This is a genomic window from Sporolactobacillus sp. BBK16-2, from assembly GCF_059878335.1.
The window spans coordinates 1-20,381 of record NZ_CM187611.1; the positions used below are offsets into that span (position 1 = coordinate 1).

At 44.5% G+C, this 20,381-nt stretch carries 16 protein-coding genes, 1 tRNA gene and 1 other annotated feature; of the genes, 16 read left to right on the top strand and 1 reads right to left on the bottom strand.

What is annotated here, in order from left to right; translation table 11 throughout:
- The 13 genes from dnaA (at position 1) to AC6F33_RS00065 (ending at position 16,974) form a co-directional block, all read left to right on the top strand.
- A complete protein-coding gene (gene dnaA, locus AC6F33_RS00005; protein WP_255748683.1) occupies positions 1 to 1,419 on the top strand; it encodes a chromosomal replication initiator protein DnaA in 1,419 nt (472 codons plus the stop codon).
- 209 nt (positions 1,420 to 1,628) lie between these two features.
- Positions 1,629 to 2,810 carry a DNA polymerase III subunit beta gene (gene dnaN, locus AC6F33_RS00010; protein WP_370646084.1) on the top strand — a complete coding sequence of 394 codons (1,182 nt, stop codon included), beginning with the start codon at positions 1,629 to 1,631 and terminating at the stop codon, positions 2,808 to 2,810.
- Between the two features lie 172 nt (positions 2,811 to 2,982).
- Positions 2,983 to 3,204 carry a S4 domain-containing protein YaaA gene (yaaA, locus tag AC6F33_RS00015; RefSeq protein ID WP_255748682.1) on the top strand — a complete coding sequence of 74 codons (222 nt, stop codon included), beginning with the start codon at positions 2,983 to 2,985 and terminating at the stop codon, positions 3,202 to 3,204.
- A 17-nt stretch (positions 3,205 to 3,221) separates the two neighbouring features.
- Complete coding sequence (gene recF, locus AC6F33_RS00020) at positions 3,222 to 4,346, top strand: DNA replication/repair protein RecF (RefSeq protein ID WP_255748681.1); 1,125 nt, start codon at positions 3,222 to 3,224, stop codon at positions 4,344 to 4,346.
- A gap of 138 nt (positions 4,347 to 4,484) precedes the next feature.
- The gene (gene gyrB / locus AC6F33_RS00025) at positions 4,485 to 6,404 is read left to right on the top strand and encodes a DNA topoisomerase (ATP-hydrolyzing) subunit B (protein WP_255748680.1); all 1,920 of its coding nucleotides are present in this window, start codon (positions 4,485 to 4,487) and stop codon (positions 6,402 to 6,404) included.
- 54 nt (positions 6,405 to 6,458) lie between these two features.
- Positions 6,459 to 8,924: a DNA gyrase subunit A gene (gene gyrA, locus AC6F33_RS00030; protein WP_255748679.1), complete on the top strand. Its 2,466-nt coding sequence runs from the start codon at positions 6,459 to 6,461 to the stop codon at positions 8,922 to 8,924.
- A gap of 34 nt (positions 8,925 to 8,958) precedes the next feature.
- On the top strand, positions 8,959 to 10,041 hold the full coding sequence (locus AC6F33_RS00035; protein WP_255748678.1) for an HD-GYP domain-containing protein: 1,083 nt from the start codon (positions 8,959 to 8,961) through the stop codon (positions 10,039 to 10,041).
- Between the two features lie 320 nt (positions 10,042 to 10,361).
- Positions 10,362 to 11,828: an IMP dehydrogenase gene (guaB, locus tag AC6F33_RS00040; protein ID WP_255748676.1), complete on the top strand. Its 1,467-nt coding sequence runs from the start codon at positions 10,362 to 10,364 to the stop codon at positions 11,826 to 11,828.
- A gap of 192 nt (positions 11,829 to 12,020) precedes the next feature.
- Positions 12,021 to 13,367: a serine hydrolase gene (locus AC6F33_RS00045; RefSeq protein WP_255748675.1), complete on the top strand. Its 1,347-nt coding sequence runs from the start codon at positions 12,021 to 12,023 to the stop codon at positions 13,365 to 13,367.
- A 291-nt stretch (positions 13,368 to 13,658) separates the two neighbouring features.
- Positions 13,659 to 14,546 carry a pyridoxal 5'-phosphate synthase lyase subunit PdxS gene (gene pdxS / locus AC6F33_RS00050; RefSeq protein ID WP_304654870.1) on the top strand — a complete coding sequence of 296 codons (888 nt, stop codon included), beginning with the start codon at positions 13,659 to 13,661 and terminating at the stop codon, positions 14,544 to 14,546.
- Between the two features lie 13 nt (positions 14,547 to 14,559).
- The gene (pdxT, locus tag AC6F33_RS00055) at positions 14,560 to 15,135 is read left to right on the top strand and encodes a pyridoxal 5'-phosphate synthase glutaminase subunit PdxT (protein ID WP_255748673.1); all 576 of its coding nucleotides are present in this window, start codon (positions 14,560 to 14,562) and stop codon (positions 15,133 to 15,135) included.
- A 50-nt stretch (positions 15,136 to 15,185) separates the two neighbouring features.
- Positions 15,186 to 15,410, top strand: a binding site (T-box leader).
- A gap of 91 nt (positions 15,411 to 15,501) precedes the next feature.
- Positions 15,502 to 16,788 carry a serine--tRNA ligase gene (serS, locus tag AC6F33_RS00060; protein WP_255748671.1) on the top strand — a complete coding sequence of 429 codons (1,287 nt, stop codon included), beginning with the start codon at positions 15,502 to 15,504 and terminating at the stop codon, positions 16,786 to 16,788.
- 33 nt (positions 16,789 to 16,821) lie between these two features.
- A complete protein-coding gene (locus AC6F33_RS00065) occupies positions 16,822 to 16,974 on the top strand; it encodes a hypothetical protein (protein ID WP_255748670.1) in 153 nt (50 codons plus the stop codon).
- Positions 16,975 to 17,099: 125 nt separating this feature from the next.
- Here the strand turns inward: AC6F33_RS00065 and AC6F33_RS00070 are convergent, their stop codons facing one another.
- On the bottom strand, positions 17,100 to 17,759 hold the full coding sequence (locus tag AC6F33_RS00070; RefSeq protein WP_480948146.1) for a deoxynucleoside kinase: 660 nt from the start codon (positions 17,757 to 17,759) through the stop codon (positions 17,100 to 17,102).
- A gap of 421 nt (positions 17,760 to 18,180) precedes the next feature.
- Between AC6F33_RS00070 and cspD the strand changes: the two genes are divergently transcribed.
- The 3 genes from cspD (at position 18,181) to AC6F33_RS00085 (ending at position 20,378) form a co-directional block, all read left to right on the top strand.
- Positions 18,181 to 18,381 (top strand): cold-shock protein CspD, encoded by a 201-nt coding sequence (cspD, locus tag AC6F33_RS00075; protein ID WP_253061756.1) that lies wholly within the window; start codon positions 18,181 to 18,183, stop codon positions 18,379 to 18,381.
- A 255-nt stretch (positions 18,382 to 18,636) separates the two neighbouring features.
- Positions 18,637 to 18,709 (top strand) — tRNA-Arg (locus AC6F33_RS00080).
- A 382-nt stretch (positions 18,710 to 19,091) separates the two neighbouring features.
- Complete coding sequence (locus AC6F33_RS00085; protein ID WP_255748668.1) at positions 19,092 to 20,378, top strand: GntP family permease; 1,287 nt, start codon at positions 19,092 to 19,094, stop codon at positions 20,376 to 20,378.
- Positions 20,379 to 20,381 lie beyond the last annotated feature (3 nt).

The following is a 20,381-nucleotide window of genomic DNA, read 5'->3' on the forward strand; positions in this document are numbered from 1 at the left end:
TTGAACAACCTTCAAGAACTATGGGTTCAAACACTGGATATCATTAAAAAGAAGCTGAGCAAGCCCAGTTTTGAAACTTGGCTTAAGGAAACGCGCGCACAATCAATTAAGGGGCAGATCATGATTGTCAGCGTTCCAAATGAATTTTCACGCGATTGGCTTGAAGAGCATTATGCCAAACTCATTTCCGACATTCTTTATGAGATCACAGGCTCACGCTACAATGTCCAATTTGTCATCCCAAGTCGGCACAACAACAGTGACGCCTCGCCTGCCACACAGAATAAAGGAAAGAGTGATGAAATGAATTTCAGCCCAAATGGCCATGGCAATCCTTTCGGGGGTATGAGTCAAAGGAATCAGCATCGTATGGAAGATTTGGGCAATAGTATGCTCAATTCAAAGAATACGTTCGAAACCTTTGTCATCGGCTCAGGTAACCGATTCGCCCATGCCGCTTCTTTAGCCGTGGCCGAGGCTCCAGCCAAAGCTTATAACCCTCTGTTTATTTATGGAGGCGTTGGTCTTGGAAAAACGCATTTGATGCATGCGATCGGTCACTACGTGATCGAGCACAACCCATCGGCACGCGTTGTCTATCTTTCTTCCGAGAAATTCACGAATGAATTTATTAACTCGATTCGTGACAATAAAACCGTCGAATTTCGCAATAAATATCGAAGTGTTGACGTGCTCCTGATTGATGATATTCAATTTCTTGCGGGAAAAGAACAAACTCAGGAAGAATTTTTTCATACGTTTAATGCGCTTCACGAAGAATACAAGCAAATTGTCATTTCCAGCGATCGGCCGCCAAAAGAGATTCCAACGCTTGAAGATCGGCTTCGTTCCCGATTTGAGTGGGGTCTGATTACAGATATTACGCCGCCTGATTTAGAGACTCGAATTGCGATTCTGCGCAAAAAGGCGAAAGCGGAAGGCCTTGATATTCCGAATGAAGTCATGATCTACATTGCTAACCAAATTGATACGAACATTCGTGAACTTGAAGGCGCGCTGATCCGTGTGATCGCATTCTCTTCTTTGAACAACCAGGATATAAATGTCGATTTAGCAGCGGAAGCTCTAAAAGATATCATTCCGTCTGCTCGTCCCAAAACAATAACCATTCAAGATATCCAGGTTGCTGTAGGCGAGGAGTATCATTTGAAATTAGAGGATTTTGCTGCGAAAAAACGGACGAAATCGATTGCTTTTCCACGGCAGATCGCTATGTATTTGTCACGGGAGCTGACCGACTGTTCACTGCCCAAAATCGGCGAAGAATTTGGCGGCCGCGATCATACGACCGTTATCCATGCTCATGAAAAAATTACAAAACAGCTCTCGGTTGATCGTGACCTTCAGAAAAAAGTGAACGCGCTCATCGATCAGTTAAAAGCTCCGATTAAGGCATAACTGATTTAAAATTTAAACAATGAAATGCATTTTTTTACTGACAGGGGTGTGTATAATTATCCGGCACACCCCCAATTTTATCCACAGCTTATCAACATGTGGATAAAAAGAATCATCACAGTTTATCGGACTTACTAACATATTCACAAGCCCTACTATTATGATTACTATTTTTTAATTTCTTAATATAAGATTTGGAGGCAACAAGGATGCAAGAAATGCAAGACACAAATCCAAATGCAGCGCTCGCTATGGAATGTACCGTACAGAAGGAAAAACTTGTCGATGCAGTAAATCGCGTCATGAAAGCTATATCGTCGAAAACAACAATGCCAATACTTACCGGTGTAAAAATTACATCCGGATCAGACGGCATTACCTTGACTGGCAGCAACTCGGATATATCAATTAAATCATTCATTCCTCTTGAAGAAGATGGTAATGAAAATGCGACGATCAATACTCCGGGACAAATTGTCTTGCCATCTCGACTTTTTTCCGAACTTGTACGTAAGCTTCCTGATGACGAAGTTCATATTGAAGTAGACAGCAGACTGATCACGAAAATTATTTCAGGAGCAACGGAATTCAGCCTGAACGGACTTGATCCGGAAGAATATCCGAATCTGCCGATTATTAACGAAAACGATGTGTTCAGAATTCGAAAAGATCTGCTGAAAGATTTGGTCAAGCAAACCGTTTATGCCGTAGCAGTTACAGAAACACGTCCTGTCCTAACCGGAGTGAAATGGATCATTCAGGACGGTCGATTGAGCTGTGTCGCAACCGACAGTCATCGGCTCGCTCAGCGCTCGGTAACGATCGAAGATGCTGAAGAATCCGGTACTCATACCCTTGTCATTCCGGGTCCAAGCTTGAATGAGCTTTCTAAAATCCTTGATGATGACGATGAACAAATGGTGGACATTGTCATGACGAACAATCAAATTCTATTTAAAAGCCATAACGTACAATTCTATTCGCGTCTGCTTGATGGAAATTATCCGGATACAAGCAGATTGATTCCGAATGACAGCAAGACGACCATTGATTTGGGAACCAAGGCACTGTATCACGCAATCGAACGTGCATCTCTTCTCGCAAAAGAAGAGCGGAACAATGTGGTTAAACTGCGTGCAGAAGGTAATCAGGTAGAAATTTCATCCCAATCTCTTGAACTGGGGCGTGTCTATGAAACACTCGTTACAGAAAAATTTGAAGGTGATCCGCTGCGTATTTCTTTCAGTGCCAAATTCATGATGGACGCGCTGAGCAAGGTCGACGCTCAAACCGTTCGCATTCATTTTGCCGGACCAATGAGACCGATTATTATCCGTCCAATCGGTGATGAAAATATATTGATGCTGATTTTGCCGATCCGAACCTTCTAAAGTGAATGAGAACATCGGATGGCGGTCAGTTTCATGCCATGTCTGCATTCTATGTTCAATAAAAAAAAACGATGCTTATGCGTGGACAGAATTAAAGACTAGGTTGGCAAAGCAAAATCTTTGTTGTTTAGCCTTAGATATTTCTGATTTGAATAAGAAAAGAGGCAAAACGTTGAAGAACGTTAAATTAAATGCTGGAGAAACGTTCATTACACTCGGACAATTGCTGAAATTTGAAGGATTAATCCAAACAGGCGGAGAAGCCAAACATTTTTTAGCTGAAACAGAAATTTTTGTCAATGATGAACACGAAAACAGGCGGGGAAAGAAATTACATGAGGGAGACCGGATTAAAATTGCGGATTCGGCCGAATTCATCATCAGCCGCGATTAGAGGGGAGACGCCCCACTGTGAATCTTGAATCGATTGAACTGGCACATTATCGAAATTATGACAGCTTACAGCTGTCTTTTTCTAGCTCTGTGAATGTTTTTCTAGGTGAGAATGCACAGGGGAAAACGAATTTGCTTGAAGCGATCTATGTCCTGGCGATCGCAAAATCGCCGAGGACCTCTCATGATAAAGATTTAATCCAATGGGACCAGGATTATGGTAAAATAAAGGGTAGAATAGGCAAACATGGTCAATCAGTACCGCTCGAACTAATTATTTCCGGTAAAGGGAAAAAGGCAAAAGCTAATCATCTTGAGAAGCGCAGATTAAGCGATTATGTCGGTCTGTGCAATGTGGTGATGTTTGCTCCGGAGGATTTAAACCTGGTCAAGGGGAGCCCTGCTGTGCGCAGACGGTTTATGGACATGGAAATCGGACAGATTGCTCCTGTTTACATGCATCATTTAGCTGAGTACCAAAAAGTGCTTCAGCAGAGGAATGCACTGCTCCGCAAGGCGTTCGGCAATTCCCAAGGCGACAGCAGTTTTCTCGATATTTTGACTGACCGGTTGATCTCGCTTGCAGCGGAAATCATTAATCGCAGACTGGTTTTTGTCCGACAGCTTAATGAGTGGGCGGCACCGATCCAGCAGGAGATCAGTAACGGCAGGGAACACTTATCTATTGTCTATCAATCTTCAGTCCCTGAGGTATTAGATAGCGGCGATTCGTCAAAAATAGAAGAAGCCTATCAGAGCAGCTATCAGCGCTTGAAGAAAAGGGAAATGGACAGGGGAACAACCTTAATCGGACCGCATCGTGATGATCTGTGCTTTTTAGTGAATGAGAAGGATGTGCAGGCATTTGGATCTCAGGGGCAGCAGAGAACGGCAGCCTTGTCTGTAAAGCTAGCGGAAATTGAATTGATCAAACATGAAGTAGGTGAATATCCGATCCTCCTGCTTGATGATGTATTGAGTGAACTGGACGATATTAGAAAGACGCATTTGCTCGGCGTATTTCAGGAAAAGGTTCAAACCTTTGTCACGACTACATCGGTCGACGGATTGGATCATAGTTTGCTTGATCGGGCAACGCTTTTTGAAATACATCAAGGAAACGTAGAATGTACAAAACAGTAATTGGATTTCCGCCCTCTTCGGCGGAATGTATCTGAATGACGCAGGCAGCAGAAGCGGCTGTTTGAAAGAACTCAAAATCAAGGCTCTGTGCCATGAGACTATGAGTTTCTCAGATAACACCAAGTTAGGTGGGTTAAGATGAGCGAGAATCAGGAACAAAAACAATCTTATAATGCCAGTGAGATTCAAGTACTCGAGGGACTTGAAGCTGTTCGAAAACGTCCGGGCATGTACATAGGAACGACCAGTGAAAAGGGCCTCCATCATTTGGTTTGGGAAATTGTGGACAACTCGATTGATGAAGCACTTGCAGGTTATTGCAGCCATATTCAAGTAATCATTGAAAAAGAAGGCGGCATCACCGTTATGGATGACGGCCGCGGTATTCCGGTTGACATTCAAAAGAAAGTGGGCCGTCCCGCAGTTGAAGTTATTATGACCGTTCTTCATGCCGGAGGAAAATTCGGCGGTGGCGGATATAAGGTTTCTGGGGGACTGCACGGCGTGGGGGCATCAGTAGTTAATGCCCTTTCAACGACAATGTGGGTCAAGGTTTATCGGAACGGACATGTCTATTATCAAGAATATCATCGCGGGAAGCCGGCAGCTGATCTGAAAATCATCGGTGATTCTGACAAAACCGGAACGACGACTCATTTTGAACCGGATCCGGAAATTTTTACGGACACAACGACTTTTGATTATGACACACTTCGTGTACGTGTACGCGAACTCGCCTTCCTGAACAAGAACATACGGATCTCGATTGAAGACAGGCGTGCGGAGGACAAAAAAGAAACATTCCACTATGAAGGCGGTATCCGTTCTTACGTGGAATTTTTGAATCGTTCGAAGGAAGTCATTCACCAGCCGATTGATCTGGAAGGTGAGAAAGACGGCATTAAGGTTGAAATCGCGATGCAATACAACAGCGGTTTTTCAAGCCAGCTCTATTCCTTTGCCAACAACATCCATACACATGAAGGCGGCACACATGAATACGGCTTTAAGGTCGCCCTGACCCGTGTCATTAATGATTATGGACGCAAAAATCAATTTATAAAGGGCAGCGATTCCAATTTGACCGGGGACGACGTGCGCGAAGGCCTGACCGCGATTGTGTCGGTCAAGCACCCGGATCCGCAATTCGAGGGACAGACCAAAACCAAGCTTGGCAACTCTGAAGTACGAACGATCACGGATACACTTTTCTCAGAAGCATTTTCGCGGTTTTTACTTGAAAATCCCGATGTTGCACGAATCATCGTTGAAAAAGGTATTGTAGCTTCACGAGCAAGATCGGCGGCAAAAAAAGCGCGTGAGTTGACACGGCGAAAGAGCAGCCTGGAAGTATCTTCGCTTCCGGGCAAGCTTGCGGACTGCTCATCGAAAGACGCAAGCATCTCGGAATTATATATTGTCGAAGGAGATTCAGCCGGAGGTTCGGCAAAGCAAGGCAGAGACCGCCTGTTTCAAGCGATTCTCCCGCTGCGCGGTAAAATTCTTAATGTTGAGAAGGCCCGTCTTGACAAAATCTTGTCCAATGCGGAAATCCGAGCCATGATCACAGCGCTCGGTACCGGCATTGGCGATGAATTCAATTTGGAAAAGGCAAGATATCATAAAATTATTATTATGACCGATGCGGACGTCGACGGTGCGCATATCCGTACACTGTTGTTAACGTTCTTCTATCGCTTTATGCGGCCGCTGCTTGAGAATGGCTATGTTTATATTGCTCAGCCGCCTCTCTTCCGCGTCCAATACGGGAAAACACTTCTGTATGCATATGATGATCTGGAATTAAAAAGGATTCAGAGCGAGCTGCCGCCAACTGTAAAGCCGGCATTGCAGCGCTACAAAGGTCTCGGCGAAATGAACCCGGAACAGCTGTGGGAAACGACCATGGATCCGGAAAATCGTCTTGTCCTGCAGGTAAATCTTGAGGATGCGATTGAAGCGGATCAGACGTTTGAAATGCTGATGGGCGATCGGGTTGAACCGCGTCGTGATTTTATCCAGCAAAATGCCCGTTATGCAGAAAATCTGGATGTTTGATCAGCAGCAGTATCTGCAGAGTTAATTTTTTGAGTAAAGCAAGGAGGAAACAAAATGGCAGAGCAAGATGAACGGCGAGTCAAGCCGGTCAATATAGGCAAACAGATGCGTGATTCGTTCTTGAGTTACGCGATGAGCGTTATCGTCAGCCGCGCATTGCCTGATGTGCGCGACGGCCTGAAGCCGGTGCACAGGCGAATTCTTTTCGCCATGAATGAACTCGGCATTACGTCGGATAAGGGCTATAAGAAATCAGCGAGAATTGTCGGCGAAGTCATCGGTAAGTATCATCCGCACGGTGATTCGGCTGTTTATGATACGATGGTGCGTATGGCTCAGGATTTCAGCTATCGCTATGAATTAGTAGACGGTCATGGTAACTTCGGTTCAGTCGATGGTGATCCGGCAGCTGCGATGCGTTATACGGAAGCACGCATGTCGAAAATATCCATGGAAATGGTACGCGATATTCGCAAAGATACCATTGATTTTGTTCCGAACTATGACGAGAACGAAGAAGAACCGGTTGTGCTTCCTTCACGTTTCCCTAACTTGCTGGTCAATGGCGCTTCAGGAATTGCCGTCGGTATGGCGACCAATATTCCTCCTCACCAGTTGGGTGAGGTCATTGATGCCGTTCTGGCACTCAGCAAGAATTCGGAAATTCCGGTTGAAGAATTAATGCAATGTATACCGGGACCTGATTTTCCGACCGGAGGATTGATCTTAGGACGCGAAGGTATTCGCCGCGCGTACCGTACTGGTCGGGGATCAATTATCGTTCGTGCGAAGGTTGAAATTGAAGAAAACGCGAATGGAAAACAGAGCATTATTGTGACTGAACTTCCATATCAGGTAAATAAAGCGAAACTGATCGAACGAATTGCCGAAATGGTTCGCGATAAGAAAATTGAAGGTATTACCGATCTGCGCGACGAATCGGATCGCCAAGGCATGCGTATGGTGATTGAAGTTCGCCGCGATACGAACGCGAATGTACTTCTTAACAACTTGTACAAGCATACCGGGTTGCAAACAAGCTTCGGAATTAACATGCTGGCGCTTGTAGACGGCAGACCGCGTGTTCTGACATTGAAGGAATGCTTGCACTACTACCTTGAGCATCAGGAAACGGTTATCCGCCGCCGCACAGCATTCGAACTGAAAAAGGCTGAGGCACGTGCGCATATACTTGAAGGATTGCGTATTGCTTTGGATCATTTGGATGAAGTCATTGCCTTGATCCGCGGTTCGAAAACGGCAGACATTGCGCGTCAGGGATTAATGGAGAACTTCTCACTCAGCGAGATTCAGGCTCAAGCAATTTTGGATATGCGCCTGCAGCGTTTGACCGGACTGGAACGCGAGAAAATCGAGCAGGAATATGCAGAGCTTGTCAAGAAAATTGCCGAGCTTAAGGAAATTCTTGCTGACGAGCAAAAAGTACTGCATATCATCCGCAAAGAATTACGCGAAATCAAAGAAAAATACAATGACGAGCGCCGAACAGAAATCACAGTCGGCGATGATTTGATTGAGGATGAAGATCTGATCGAGCGTGAAGACATTGTCATTACCGTCTCTCATAATGGATACGTAAAACGTATGCCGGTAAATACGTACAAGAGTCAGAATAGAGGCGGACGCGGGATTCAGGCGATGGGAACGAATGAGAACGACTTTGTGGAGCATCTGTTCCAGACCAACACGCATCATCATATCCTGTTCTTTACGAATAAAGGGCGCGTCTACCAACTGAAGGGGTATCAAATCCCTGAACTAGGCAGAACGGCAAAGGGTATTCCAATTATTAATTTAATTCAAATCGAAAAAGGCGAAAAAATTACAGCCTTCTTCCCAGTCGAAGGATTTGATGAGGAACATTACCTTGTTTTCCTGACAAAGAATGGTATCACAAAGCGCTCACCTCTTTCCGATTTCTCAAATATCCGAAAGACCGGCTTGTTCGCAATTACAGTTCGTGATGAGGATGAACTCATCGCCGTTCGCCTTACAGACGGAAGTCATGACCTAATTGTCGGAACGAAGAAAGGAATGGCCATCCGCTATCATGAAACCGATGTGCGCGCAATGGGACGCACAGCGGCAGGTGTCAAAGCAATTACCTTAGACGCAGGCGATGAAGTTGTCGGCATGGGTATTGCCGATGTCGGTATGGACGTATTAATTGTTACGGAAAATGGATTCGGCAAACGCACGGCAAGTGACGAATACCGGCTGCAGACGCGCGGCGGCAAAGGGCTTAAGACATGCAATATTACGGAGAAAAACGGTGAATTGGTTGCCCTGCGTACTGTTGAGGAAACGGAAGATCTCATGATTATTACGGCGAACGGTGTCATCATTCGTATGCCTGTATCCGGGATTTCCAAGCTCGGAAGAAATACGATGGGTGTAACCTTGATCCGAGTTGATGAAGGAGACAGCATTGCAACAATCGCCCGCATTCAAAATAATGATGATGAAGAATCGGAAGCACCCGAGGATAGTGAAGAGTAACGACACACAGACCTGAATGGCGAGGTGAGCCGGCATGATAGTAAATACCGATGAACTTAAAGCTGGGTGCATCCTGAGGAAGGATGTCTATTCCAAATCGGTTAAACCGCTGATGAAAGCAGGAACGGTGCTTAACGAAACACATATTGCGTTTCTAAGAGCCTTTTTAATTACACATGTTGATGTTGATCATTTTGTGCGGTCTTCCGTAAAGCGTTCGATCGAGAAAGAGTCAAATCATGACCCTGAGACCAGTCCTTTGACTGTTCCAGAGCCTGAAGCTGCGCTCAGCCCATTGGACAAGAAATATCAGCAGTCGGTTAGCGACTATCAGCATTTCTTTCATCAGTGGCAGTCAGGTGCAGGAGTGTCCATCGGTGATTTTAGAGCTGCCATGATGCCATTGATCACTGGCGTGTTTGATGATCCGATGTGGCTCGCTTCCCATTTTATTAAGCATAGGCGAATTCGCAATATTGCTGAACGCAGTGTTCTTTTTGGATTATTGGCTGCTTTTTTTGCCAAAAAATCAAATTTTGGTTCCGGTGAAAGTATTCAGCTTGGACTTGCAGGCATGCTTGCCGATTGCGGGCTTGCCAAACTTTCTCCATCGCTGCTTGTGAAAAAAGAACGCATCGGCAGTGAAAAAAGTGCTTTTGAAAGGCATGTAATCGACAGTTACAAGATGCTTAAAGGGATTCCGACACTTAAGGATGAGACATTGGTTGCCGTCATTCAGCACCATGAACGTGAAGATAAGAGCGGTTTTCCGCTCAATATCGACGGCTCTCAGCTGAGTATGAATGGAAAGATTCTGGCCATTTGCGACAGTTTATTAACTCAAATGACAACTGAACGCACCGGCAGCCTGCTTACTGTTCTTGACCATTTAAGAATCTCATCTTATGGAAAATTGTCTCGCTATCTTTTGGATAAATTTTGTTATGAATTAATGACCTTGTTTGTTGGCATGAATGTCCAGCTCTCGGACGGTCAGACCGGAGAGATAACTTTTATACCAGCGAAAGAACCAACACGGCCGATGATTCATCTCGCTGATAATCGTGTGTATGCTTTGACTGAATTCAACAACGTCACCATTGATCGCTTTCTGTGATTATGGTGACGATTCTTTTTAACCACTAGAGATGCCGTTCGTCGAAAAATGATTGGAAAAAGAAACTACCTGCGCATGGCTCTCATTCGGTTTATAATGAATGGGTACATTCCATTAATTAAAAATTTTTGCGGGATTTTGTGTGAACGTGAGTTGCTATGAGTGGCAATAAATAGAATTAAAACCATTATTTTATAAGATTGTTATTAGAAAAATTCAACTTTATCTCGTATTCTTGACAGGTGCAGGCGCACTTGATACGCTATCAATAAATTTTTCGGATAGTAAGACAACCATACTATGGGGGTAATCTAACATTGATGAGAGAAGATAAGTTTGTAAAAGAGTCATTGACCTTTGATGATGTATTGCTTGTTCCGGCAGCTTCTGAGGTTTTGCCAAGAGATGTTTCCGTTCAAACGGCACTGACTCGTACACTGAATCTGAACATACCGATTATCAGCGCAGGTATGGACACAGTCACTGAAGCAGCAATGGCTATTGCAATGGCTAGGCAAGGCGGCATGGGTGTTATTCATAAAAATATGTCGATTGAAGAACAAGCAGAACAAGTCGACAAGGTGAAACGCTCTGAAAGTGGCGTCATTACCAATCCGTTTTTCTTAACTCCGGAAAACCAGATTTTTGATGCGGAGCATTTGATGAATAAATACCGGATCTCCGGTGTTCCGATTGTTGACAATACAGCAGATCAGCATCTTGTAGGTATTTTGACGAACCGTGATATGCGCTTTGTCAAGGACTATTCAGCTAAAATCGGCGATATGATGACTAAGGACAACTTGGTTACGGCGCCGGTCGGCACGAGCTTAAAAGAAGCCGAAGAAATTTTGAACAAGAACAGGATTGAAAAATTGCCGCTTGTTGATAATAATGGCGTGCTTAAAGGATTAATTACAACGAAGGATATTGAAAAAGTTGTTGAATTCCCAAGTTCGGCAAAAGACGAACACGGAAGATTACTTGTGGCTGCCGCAGTCGGGGTAACAGCTGATGCGCTGTTGCGCGTTGAAAAGCTCGTTGATGCCGGTGCTGATGCCATCGTGATTGATACGGCGCACGGGCATTCTAAAGGCGTACTGCAAAAAGTTGCCGGCATTCGTACTAAATTTCCGAAGGTCAGCTTGATCGCAGGAAACGTGGCGACTGCAGAAGGCACAAAAGCATTGATTGATGCCGGTGTGGATGTTGTTAAAGTGGGGATTGGACCGGGATCCATTTGTACAACCCGTGTCGTAGCAGGCGTCGGTGTTCCGCAAATTACAGCGGTTTATGACTGTGCAAACGAAGCAGATAAACACGGTGTGGCGATTATCGCTGACGGTGGAATTAAATATTCAGGAGATATTGTTAAAGCCTTGGCAGCGGGCGGCAGTGCCGTTATGCTTGGCGGACTTCTTGCCGGTGTAGACGAAACTCCGGGAGAAAAAGAAATTTATCAAGGAAGACAGTTCAAGGTTTATCGCGGCATGGGTTCGGTAAGTGCGATGGAACACGGCAGCAAGGATCGCTATTTCCAGGAGAATGCAAAGAAATTAGTTCCGGAAGGTATTGAAGGACGAGTTCCTTACAAAGGCCGGCTGGCCGACTCGATTTATCAGTTGATCGGCGGTTTGCGTTCAGGAATGGGTTATTGTGGCGCAGCGAATTTACAAGCATTGAGAGAAAATGCGCGTTTTACAAGAATTACTAATGCAGGATTACTTGAAAGTCATCCGCATGACGTTCAGATAACCAAAGAAGCACCGAACTATTCTATTAAATAATTATAGATTGTGCTTCCGTACTGATATGTTAACGACCATTGCTTTGCAGACGGGCGGACTGCATAACCGTCTATTATCAATTATTTAGAAAAAGAGATACGTAGTAAAGAAAAGTCGAGACGGCATGTATCGCCTCGGTTTTCTATGCTTGCGCTGATTGATTTCGCATGAATACTTTCGGGGGTGTAGGGGTTGAATTTCAGAAAAAAGCTAGGTCGCTTTGCGGCGGCAAGCCTAGCATTTGTACTTGCTTTGACGCTGACCTTTCAAGGGCAGTTTGCTTCAAAGGCCGAGGCGGCATCAGATCCGCTTGGGTTAAAAGCCAAGTCAGCGATTCTCGTGGATTATAACAGCGGTCAGATTCTTTATGAGAAGGATGCAAGCAAAGTTTATCCACCAGCCAGTATGACGAAAATGATGACCGAATACTTGGTCATGCAGGCACTTCATTCGAAGAAACTGACCTGGAATACGAAAGTATCGATCAGCGATTATGTCTACCAGATTTCTCAGAACCGTGCTTACTCCAATGTGCCGCTTAAAAAAGACTATGAGTATACGGTTAGAGAATTATACGAAGCGATGGCAATCTATTCAGCAAACGGAGCGACAATTGCTCTTGCGGAAAAAGTCGGCGGAACAGAAAAAAATTTCGTAGATCTCATGAATAAAACGGCGAAGAAATTCGGCATGACCAGTGCCCACTATATTAATAGTTCTGGTCTTGAAAATGAGGATTTAGGCAAGTTTGCTCCGTATGGCGACAGCAAAGCAAGCAATCAACTCTCTGCTTTGGATCTTGCCAAACTGGCCTATCATGTGATTAAAGATTATCCTGATGCGCTTGAAATATCCAAGATTCCACTAAAGAATTTTACTGCCGGAGTGGATGCTCCAATTCAAATGGTGAACTGGAATTATATGCTTCCGGGATTCGGCGCGAATATGAGTAAATTTAAATATGACGGTGTTGACGGCCTGAAGACGGGGCATACCGATCTTGCCGGCTATTGTTTCACCGGAACAGTTAACCGCAACGGCCATCGCCTGATCAGTGTTGTGATGGGTACGAATTCAGATGCTCAGCGTTTTGAACAGACGCGTGCACTCTTTGACTACGGCTACCAGCAATTTACTGATAAAACAATTGCTAAGAAGGGCCAACTCATTAAAGGCAGTAAGACAGTGCCTGTTCACAACGGTAAAAAAGGCGAAGTGAATGTTGCGTTTGGTGATTCCTATAAAACAGCTGTTGCAAGTGGCGAAAAGGTTGCCACTAACTTCAAAGTCGTATTGGATAAATCAAAGCTGAACAAGGACGGTTCCTTGGAGGCTCCGGTGAAGAAAGGCGAGAAAGTCGGTTATGTAACACTTTCTCATAAAGGAGATACACACTATGGTTATCTCTACAATACAAACAGCAAGGTTCCGGTCATTGCGGCGGAACAAGTTGATCGAAACAACTGGTTTGTTCGTATGTTAAAAGGAATTGGCAGCTTCTTTTCATCCATTTTTTCATGGATTGCAGGACTCTTTTGAGAGAGCTGATTAAATTAAAATAGAATTATAGGTAGTCGTAAAAAAGTCGGGAGAAAGTCCCGGCTTTTTTTTGCTAATCATAAATGAAAATTTTCTAAGAAACGACTAGTGAGTCGCGATATAATTTGGTTGATACAGCGAAAAAAATTACTCTCTTTCCTCGCACATGTATATAATAAAAAAAGAAAAATGAACCAATTACCTTTTATACATATTTATTTACTGGGTTTTATTGTACACTATAAATAATTGAAGAAACATAACTTTTACAAAGAAACAACTGGAGGGATTATGGTGGTACAGAAAGGTACGGAGCGCGTAAAGCGCGGAATGGCTGAAATGCAAAAAGGCGGCGTGATCATGGACGTGGTCAATGCTGAGCAAGCGAAAATTGCGGAGGAAGCCGGTGCAACAGCGGTAATGGCATTGGAGCGGGTTCCTTCTGATATCCGCAAGGCGGGTGGCGTTGCCCGGATGGCTGATCCCACAATTGTAGAACAGGTTCAGAATGCAGTTTCCATTCCGGTTATGGCGAAAGCAAGAATCGGTCATATCGTGGAAGCACGTGTTCTTGAAGCAATGAAAGTCGATTATATCGATGAAAGTGAAGTGCTTACTCCGGCAGATGATGTTTTTCATATAGATAAAAAGGCATTTACCGTCCCGTTTGTTTGCGGATGCCGCGATTTGGGCGAAGCAGCACGCAGAATTGGTGAAGGTGCGGCTATGTTGCGGACAAAGGGCGAACCAGGAACCGGAAACATTGTTGAAGCCGTGCGCCATATGCGTCTCGTGAACAGTCAAGTACGTAAAGTTGTAGCGATGGCTCCGGACGAATTGATGGTGTTTGCAAAAGAACTTGGCGCTCCTTATGAAATACTTCTGCAAATTCGTGAGGCAGGACGGCTGCCGGTTGTTAATTTTGCTGCCGGCGGTGTTGCAACTCCTGCCGATGCTGCATTGATGATGGAGCTCGGCGCGGACGGAGTGTTTGTCGGCTCAGGTATATTCAAATCGGAAAATCCGGCTAAATTTGCACGTTCAATTGTAGAGGCAACCACATACTACCAGGATTATGAACGAATTGTTGAACTGTCCAAGGGACTCGGAACGCCGATGAAGGGCATTGACATGAGCAAGCTTGAACCTGCGGAACGCATGCAGGATCGCGGAATCTGAGAGGTGAGGAACAATGTCTGTTAAAATTGGCGTGCTTGCGCTTCAAGGCGCCGTCAGCGAGCATGTTCACTCGCTTGAGGTATCAGGTGCAGAAACAGCTCTAGTTAAAAATGCCCGCGACCTGGACGGCCTGGATGGACTTGTGCTTCCCGGCGGCGAAAGTACAATGATGCGCAGAATCATGGACCGCTATGATCTATTTGAAGCAGTCAAAAATTTTGCTGAACAGAAACCTGTATTCGGCACATGTGCAGGCTTGATCTTAATGGCGAAGCAAATTGAGGGCAGACGCGGTCCCCATTTGGCTTTACTGGATATTGATGTTAAGCGAAATGCTTTTGGCCGCCAAGTCGACAGCTTTGAAGCGGATTTAGAAATAAAGGGGATTAGTGAAACGTATATCGGCGTGTTTATTCGAGCACCTTATATCAAAAGTGCCGCTGAAAATGTGGACGTGCTCGCTACGTGTGAAGGCCATATTGTGGCATGCCGACAAGGCAGATTTCTTGCCTGTGCCTTTCATCCTGAATTGACTGATGATCCCGCAATGCATCGTTACTTCGTTCGAATGGTGGAGGAATACCATTAACCGCTTGCTTTTTTTTTAACAGTAGTGTAGATTTTATGTAAGTCGAATTTATTCGCTTGATGACGGGAAAAAGTAACATTTGTCTCCTTGAATAGAGAGCCGCAGTCGGTGGAAAGCGGTGAAGGAGCAGATGCGAATCCATCCCTGAGAGTTGGATCGGAGAAGGCACCGATCACACGGATCATTACCGTTATCAATGACTAAAGCGGCCGACAAACCGCAATGTGGCATGTCGGCAATTTGGGTGGCAACGCGGGTTAAGTCTCGTCCCTTTTATTACAAGGGACGAGATTTTCTATTTTTATCTAGGAAAAGAAAAACTAAGGGCTGGCAAGGTCCAAGGTTTTCTTTAGGAGGCAGAAAACGATGCTCGATATGAAACGATTGCGAGATCATTATGATGAAATCAAGGAAAAATTAAATAAGCGGGGTGAAGATCTCTCCGACTTTCAGCGTTTTCCTGAATTGGACGACAAGCGCCGTGAACTAATCAGTCAAACGGAAGTTTTGAAAGCAAAGCGCAATGAAGTATCTGCGCAGGTTGCTGCAAAAAAAAGGGCGAAGGAAGACGCACAGGAACTGATTGTATCGATGCGCGAAGTCAGTGCCAGCATCAAGGAACTAGACGGAAAGCTAAGCCAGGTTGAAGAAGATTTGAAACAAGTGATGCTGTCGATTCCGAATGTTCCACATGAAACAGTGCCAGTAGGTGAGGATGAGAATGACAACAAACCCATTCGTTTTTGGGGAGATCCTGTAAAATTTGCTTATGAACCAAAGGCGCACTGGGATCTGGCGACTAATTTAGGTATTCTCGATTTTGAGCGTGCCGCAAAAGTAACGGGCAGCCGTTTCGTCTTTTATAAGGGACTCGGCGTTCGATTGGAACGCGCACTGATCAGCTTCATGCTTGATCTGCACGAGGATCAGCATGGCTATGAAGTAATCATGCCGCCTTATATGGTCAATCGCACGAGCATGACCGGTACCGGTCAACTGCCGAAATTTGAAGAAGATGCGTTCAAGATCGCGGATGATCGAGACTACTTCTTGATCCCGACAGCCGAGGTACCTGTAACGAATTATTATCGTGATGAGATCTTAAACGGTGATCAGCTTCCGGCTGCCTTTGCTGCCTACAGCGCCTGCTTCCGTTCTGAGGCAGGATCGGCGGGACGCGATACACGCGGAATCATCCGCCAGCACCAATTTAACAAGGTTGAGCTCGTTCGGTTTGTAAAGCCTGAGGATTCTTACAATGAACTGGAGAAGCTGACAGGTCACGCGGAAGAAGTTCTGCGTCTGCTCAATCTCCCTTACCGCGTTGTCGCAATTTGTACCGGAGACCTTGGTTTCACGGCGGCGAAGAAATACGATCTTGAAGTATGGATTCCGAGTCAGAACACATATCGTGAAATTTCTTCTTGCAGCAACTTCGAAGATTTCCAGGCACGCCGTGCGAATATTCGCTTTAGACGTACGCCGAAAGCAAAGCCTGAATTCGTACACACACTGAACGGCTCTGGTCTGGCAGTTGGACGTACGGTTGCTGCAATTCTGGAGAATTACCAGCAAGAGGACGGCAGTGTTATTATACCGGAAGCGTTGCGCCCATACATGAGAAATGTGGAGAAAATCACGCCAAAAGACTAATTTTAATTTGCTCAAAATCGCAGGAGGTGCGCCATGGCTCTTCATCAGAAAGTGAACACGGACGCCAGATTAACGAAGATGATTGATGATCTTGGTATTACCCTTAATCCCAACGAACCAAAGGCTTCCAAAGATAAGAAAAGCCAGGATGAAAAAAAGAATACCACAGACGAAGATACAAAATAAAAAACGTGCAAATACGGTTTTAACCCGTACTTGCGCGTTTCATTTTTTTTTTACAAACAGAAATTAGCGATATCTAGGAAAGAAAAACTAAGGGTTGGACGAGACGTCCGAACCTTGGTTTTTATTTAAACATTGCACTCTGCTTTATCCTTCAACAAATCCTGGATATGAGCTGCGATTGCATCCGCAGATTTAGGATCATTGACGATGTCGTAGTCTTCGATATCAATTTTCAGTACCGGGCAGATTGAAAAATGGCTGATCCATTGCTCATAGCGATGAAACATTTCCTCCCAGTAACTGCGCGGCGTTTCTTTTTCCATTCCGCGTCCGCGTCGGCCAATTCGATTGATGGTCGCGTCCAATGAACCGTGGAGATAGATTAATAAATCTGGATGGCGGAAATAAGGTGTCATCACCATGGCTTGAAAAAGGCTGGTATAAGTCTGATAATCTGCTTCAGACATTGTTCCTTTATCATGATGCATTTTCGCAAAAATACCGGTGTCTTCATAAATAGAGCGATCTTGAATATAATTGTCGGCGCTCGTCATGATCTTCTGCGTTTCCTTGAAGCGTTCCCCGAGAAAGAAGATTTGCAGATGAAATGCCCAACGTTTGAAATCCTTATAAAATAGGTCAAGATAGGGGTTTCCGTCAACTTTCTCAAAAGAGGTACGATATCCCAAACGACTTGCTATAGCAGTGGCGAAAGTTGTTTTACCGATCCCGACCATCCCGGCGACCGATATTAATTTATTCGATGATGTTTCGGAGTTGATCATTCATGACGTCCTCTCTTATACGATTTATTAAGTGTATCACCTAAAAAGTGCAAAAAAAAGTGAAAAAAGTTGAATAATGTCGATTGACGATGTATAAAAAATGCGAATTTGGTCGATTATGAGAATAGCGCAAGAACCAAATTAATGATCGAAGCACTTGACAGCAAAATGTTGATACATCAAGGTAGTATCCGCTTACAAAAATGTGATTTCATTGACACATAATGGTGATTGTGCTATATTGTAATAAACCATTTTACTACTTAATATAAGATCTGGATGTAAGAATGAAGACCCTTCCTCGAAGTGTAGTAGTTTTTACTTCTGGAAAGGTCTGTTTTTATATGCAAGCTTTTTGTTAACTGGTGGATGGTTTTAGTTCACGCGCGGGCAGCGCAACGTTTTAGGGAGGCAGTTACACATGCAAAACGGTAAGGTAAAATGGTTCAACGCAGAAAAAGGCTACGGTTTCATTGAAGTTGATGGCGGAAATGATGTATTCGTACACTATTCTGCAATCGAAGGCGACGGTTTCAAAACGCTTGAAGAAGGTCAAGAAGTTAGCTTCGACATTGTTGAAGGCAACCGCGGACCTCAGGCAGCAAACGTTACAAAACTGTGATCTTCGGCCATAACCGATGATGCGGAAGCAGTCCTCTCTAAAAAAGGGCTGCTTTTATTTGTGCCCCAAAGGCTGCGCTCGATTCAAGTCTCTTTAAATAAGTATGAGCAATCTAGAAAAACGTCATATCTGCAATTAATTTGAACACGAGACAGTCTTGATGTATAGCAGCTAACCTCTCCTACCCTGCCTTAGGGCTTGCCATCGATCCGTTTTCTTCATATAATAGTCTATGTCGCAAAAATAGCGAGCTGCGGCTCTGTAGCTCAGTGGATAGAGCGTCGGTTTCCTAAACCGTGCGTCGCAGGTTCGATTCCTGCCAGGGCCATTATAGAAAATCGTGAGAACCCTTGATAATGAAGGGTTCTTTTTTTGTGCAATAAGAACGTATAGTGCGTTCGGGCATGGGCATTTTAGATGTCGGGATTGGGGATTATTTTGGAACATTTCAGAAAAGGTAAGTTAGCTTTAGTGGAACTCAAAGAATCTATAGATAGAAATTAAAAAACTTAAAAATGTCAGTTGAAGGTTATTCATCACAGCGAAAGGCATAGATAAGAGCTGGCAAGAATTCTCTGCCTAAACCGTGCGCCGAAATAGTGAGGTTTTAAGAAAATAGTAATATTTAATTTTCTGTTATAATACAGAGCTTATCTGTGATATAGTATTGATGTTTGTTTTTATTTTATATTGGAGAGCTGGGTTTATTCATGACAGTTAGTTGGTTAGGAGCTATTATCGGATTAATTTTGGCTATTCTACTAATATTAAAGCATTTGAATCCGGTTTATGCTTTATTTACAGGGGCCATTATTGGTGCCCTGATTGGCGGTGCGAATTTTACAGAAACGGTTAATCTTGTTGTCAATGGCACGGCTAGTGTGACCGGTACGATTGTGCGTGTTCTCGCTGCCGGTGTTTTAGCCGGTGTGATGATGGATACAGGCGCTGCCGAACGGATCGCACGGACGATTGTTGATCGTTTTAGTGACCGTATGGCTTTATTTTCACTCGCTCTAGCGACAATGATTATTACGGCGGTCGGTGTGTTTATTCCTGTCGCAGTAATTATCGTTGCTCCGATTGCACTTGCGGTTGGCGAAAAATTAGGTTTTACCAGATTGAGTCTGCTTTTGGCGCTCAGCGGCGGGGGCAAGGCGGGCAATATTATTTCTCCTAATGCAAACACGATTATGGCCGCTAAAGGATTTCATGTTGATTTATCGCAAGTCATGCTTCATGGCTTGATTCCTGCCATTTTTGGCTTGATTGCAACCGTCATGATCGCCTCAATCATTAAGCATCGCGGTGTAAAAGCAGTTGCTCCTGCCCAGAAAAAATCAGATGATTCGAATGATCATCTGCCAAGTTTTGGACAAGCCATTGTAGCTCCGGCAGTGGCCATCATTGTTTTAATGCTGAATCCAATTGGTGATATTTTTCACATTGCTCTATTAAAGAGCTTTCAGATTGATGCAATGTATATTCTTCCGATTGCGGGTATTATCGGTTTAATTGCTATGAGAAAAACAGGCCGCATGATGACTTATATTTCTTCGGGTGTCGAGAAAATGACGGGTGTAGTCATGATCTTAATTGGTGCCGGAGCACTGGCCGGACTGATCGCCTCTTCGGATCTCAGCACGGTCATTGTGAATGGCGTGAACTATTTCGGGATTCCCGGCATTCTGCTTTCCCCCATTTCAGGGATTATGATGGGAGCCGCTGTTGCCTCGACATCTACAGGTGTCATTATTGCAACGCAATCGTTTGCACACTCAATTCTGAGTTTCGGTGTATCGCCAGTGGGAGCCGCTGTGATGATGCAGACCGGAGCTGTGACAATTGATCAGCTTCCTCAAGGTAATTATTTCCACGTAACACGTGCTTCGATGGGGATGAGCATTAAAGAAAGACTGACACTTGTTCCTTATGAAGCGCTCGTCGGGTTAACGATGGTTGTTGTATCAACGATTATATACGGTGTCATTCTGTAAAGA

What these genes read in the sequence shown, in the direction of transcription:
- dnaN (WP_370646084.1), top strand. Translation starts at nt 1,629, where the DNA reads ATGCAAGAAATGCAAGACACAAATCCAAATGCAGCGCTCGCTATGGAA.
- gyrB (WP_255748680.1), top strand. Translation starts at nt 4,485, where the DNA reads ATGAGCGAGAATCAGGAACAAAAACAATCTTATAATGCCAGTGAGATT.
- gyrA (WP_255748679.1), top strand. Translation starts at nt 6,459, where the DNA reads ATGGCAGAGCAAGATGAACGGCGAGTCAAGCCGGTCAATATAGGCAAA.
- AC6F33_RS00035 (WP_255748678.1), top strand. Translation starts at nt 8,959, where the DNA reads ATGATAGTAAATACCGATGAACTTAAAGCTGGGTGCATCCTGAGGAAG.
- guaB (WP_255748676.1), top strand. Translation starts at nt 10,362, where the DNA reads ATGAGAGAAGATAAGTTTGTAAAAGAGTCATTGACCTTTGATGATGTA.
- pdxS (WP_304654870.1), top strand. Translation starts at nt 13,659, where the DNA reads ATGGTGGTACAGAAAGGTACGGAGCGCGTAAAGCGCGGAATGGCTGAA.
- pdxT (WP_255748673.1), top strand. Translation starts at nt 14,560, where the DNA reads ATGTCTGTTAAAATTGGCGTGCTTGCGCTTCAAGGCGCCGTCAGCGAG.
- serS (WP_255748671.1), top strand. Translation starts at nt 15,502, where the DNA reads ATGCTCGATATGAAACGATTGCGAGATCATTATGATGAAATCAAGGAA.
- AC6F33_RS00065 (WP_255748670.1), top strand. Translation starts at nt 16,822, where the DNA reads ATGGCTCTTCATCAGAAAGTGAACACGGACGCCAGATTAACGAAGATG.
- AC6F33_RS00070 (WP_480948146.1), bottom strand. Translation starts at nt 17,759, where the DNA reads ATGATCAACTCCGAAACATCATCGAATAAATTAATATCGGTCGCCGGG.
- cspD (WP_253061756.1), top strand. Translation starts at nt 18,181, where the DNA reads ATGCAAAACGGTAAGGTAAAATGGTTCAACGCAGAAAAAGGCTACGGT.
- AC6F33_RS00085 (WP_255748668.1), top strand. Translation starts at nt 19,092, where the DNA reads ATGACAGTTAGTTGGTTAGGAGCTATTATCGGATTAATTTTGGCTATT.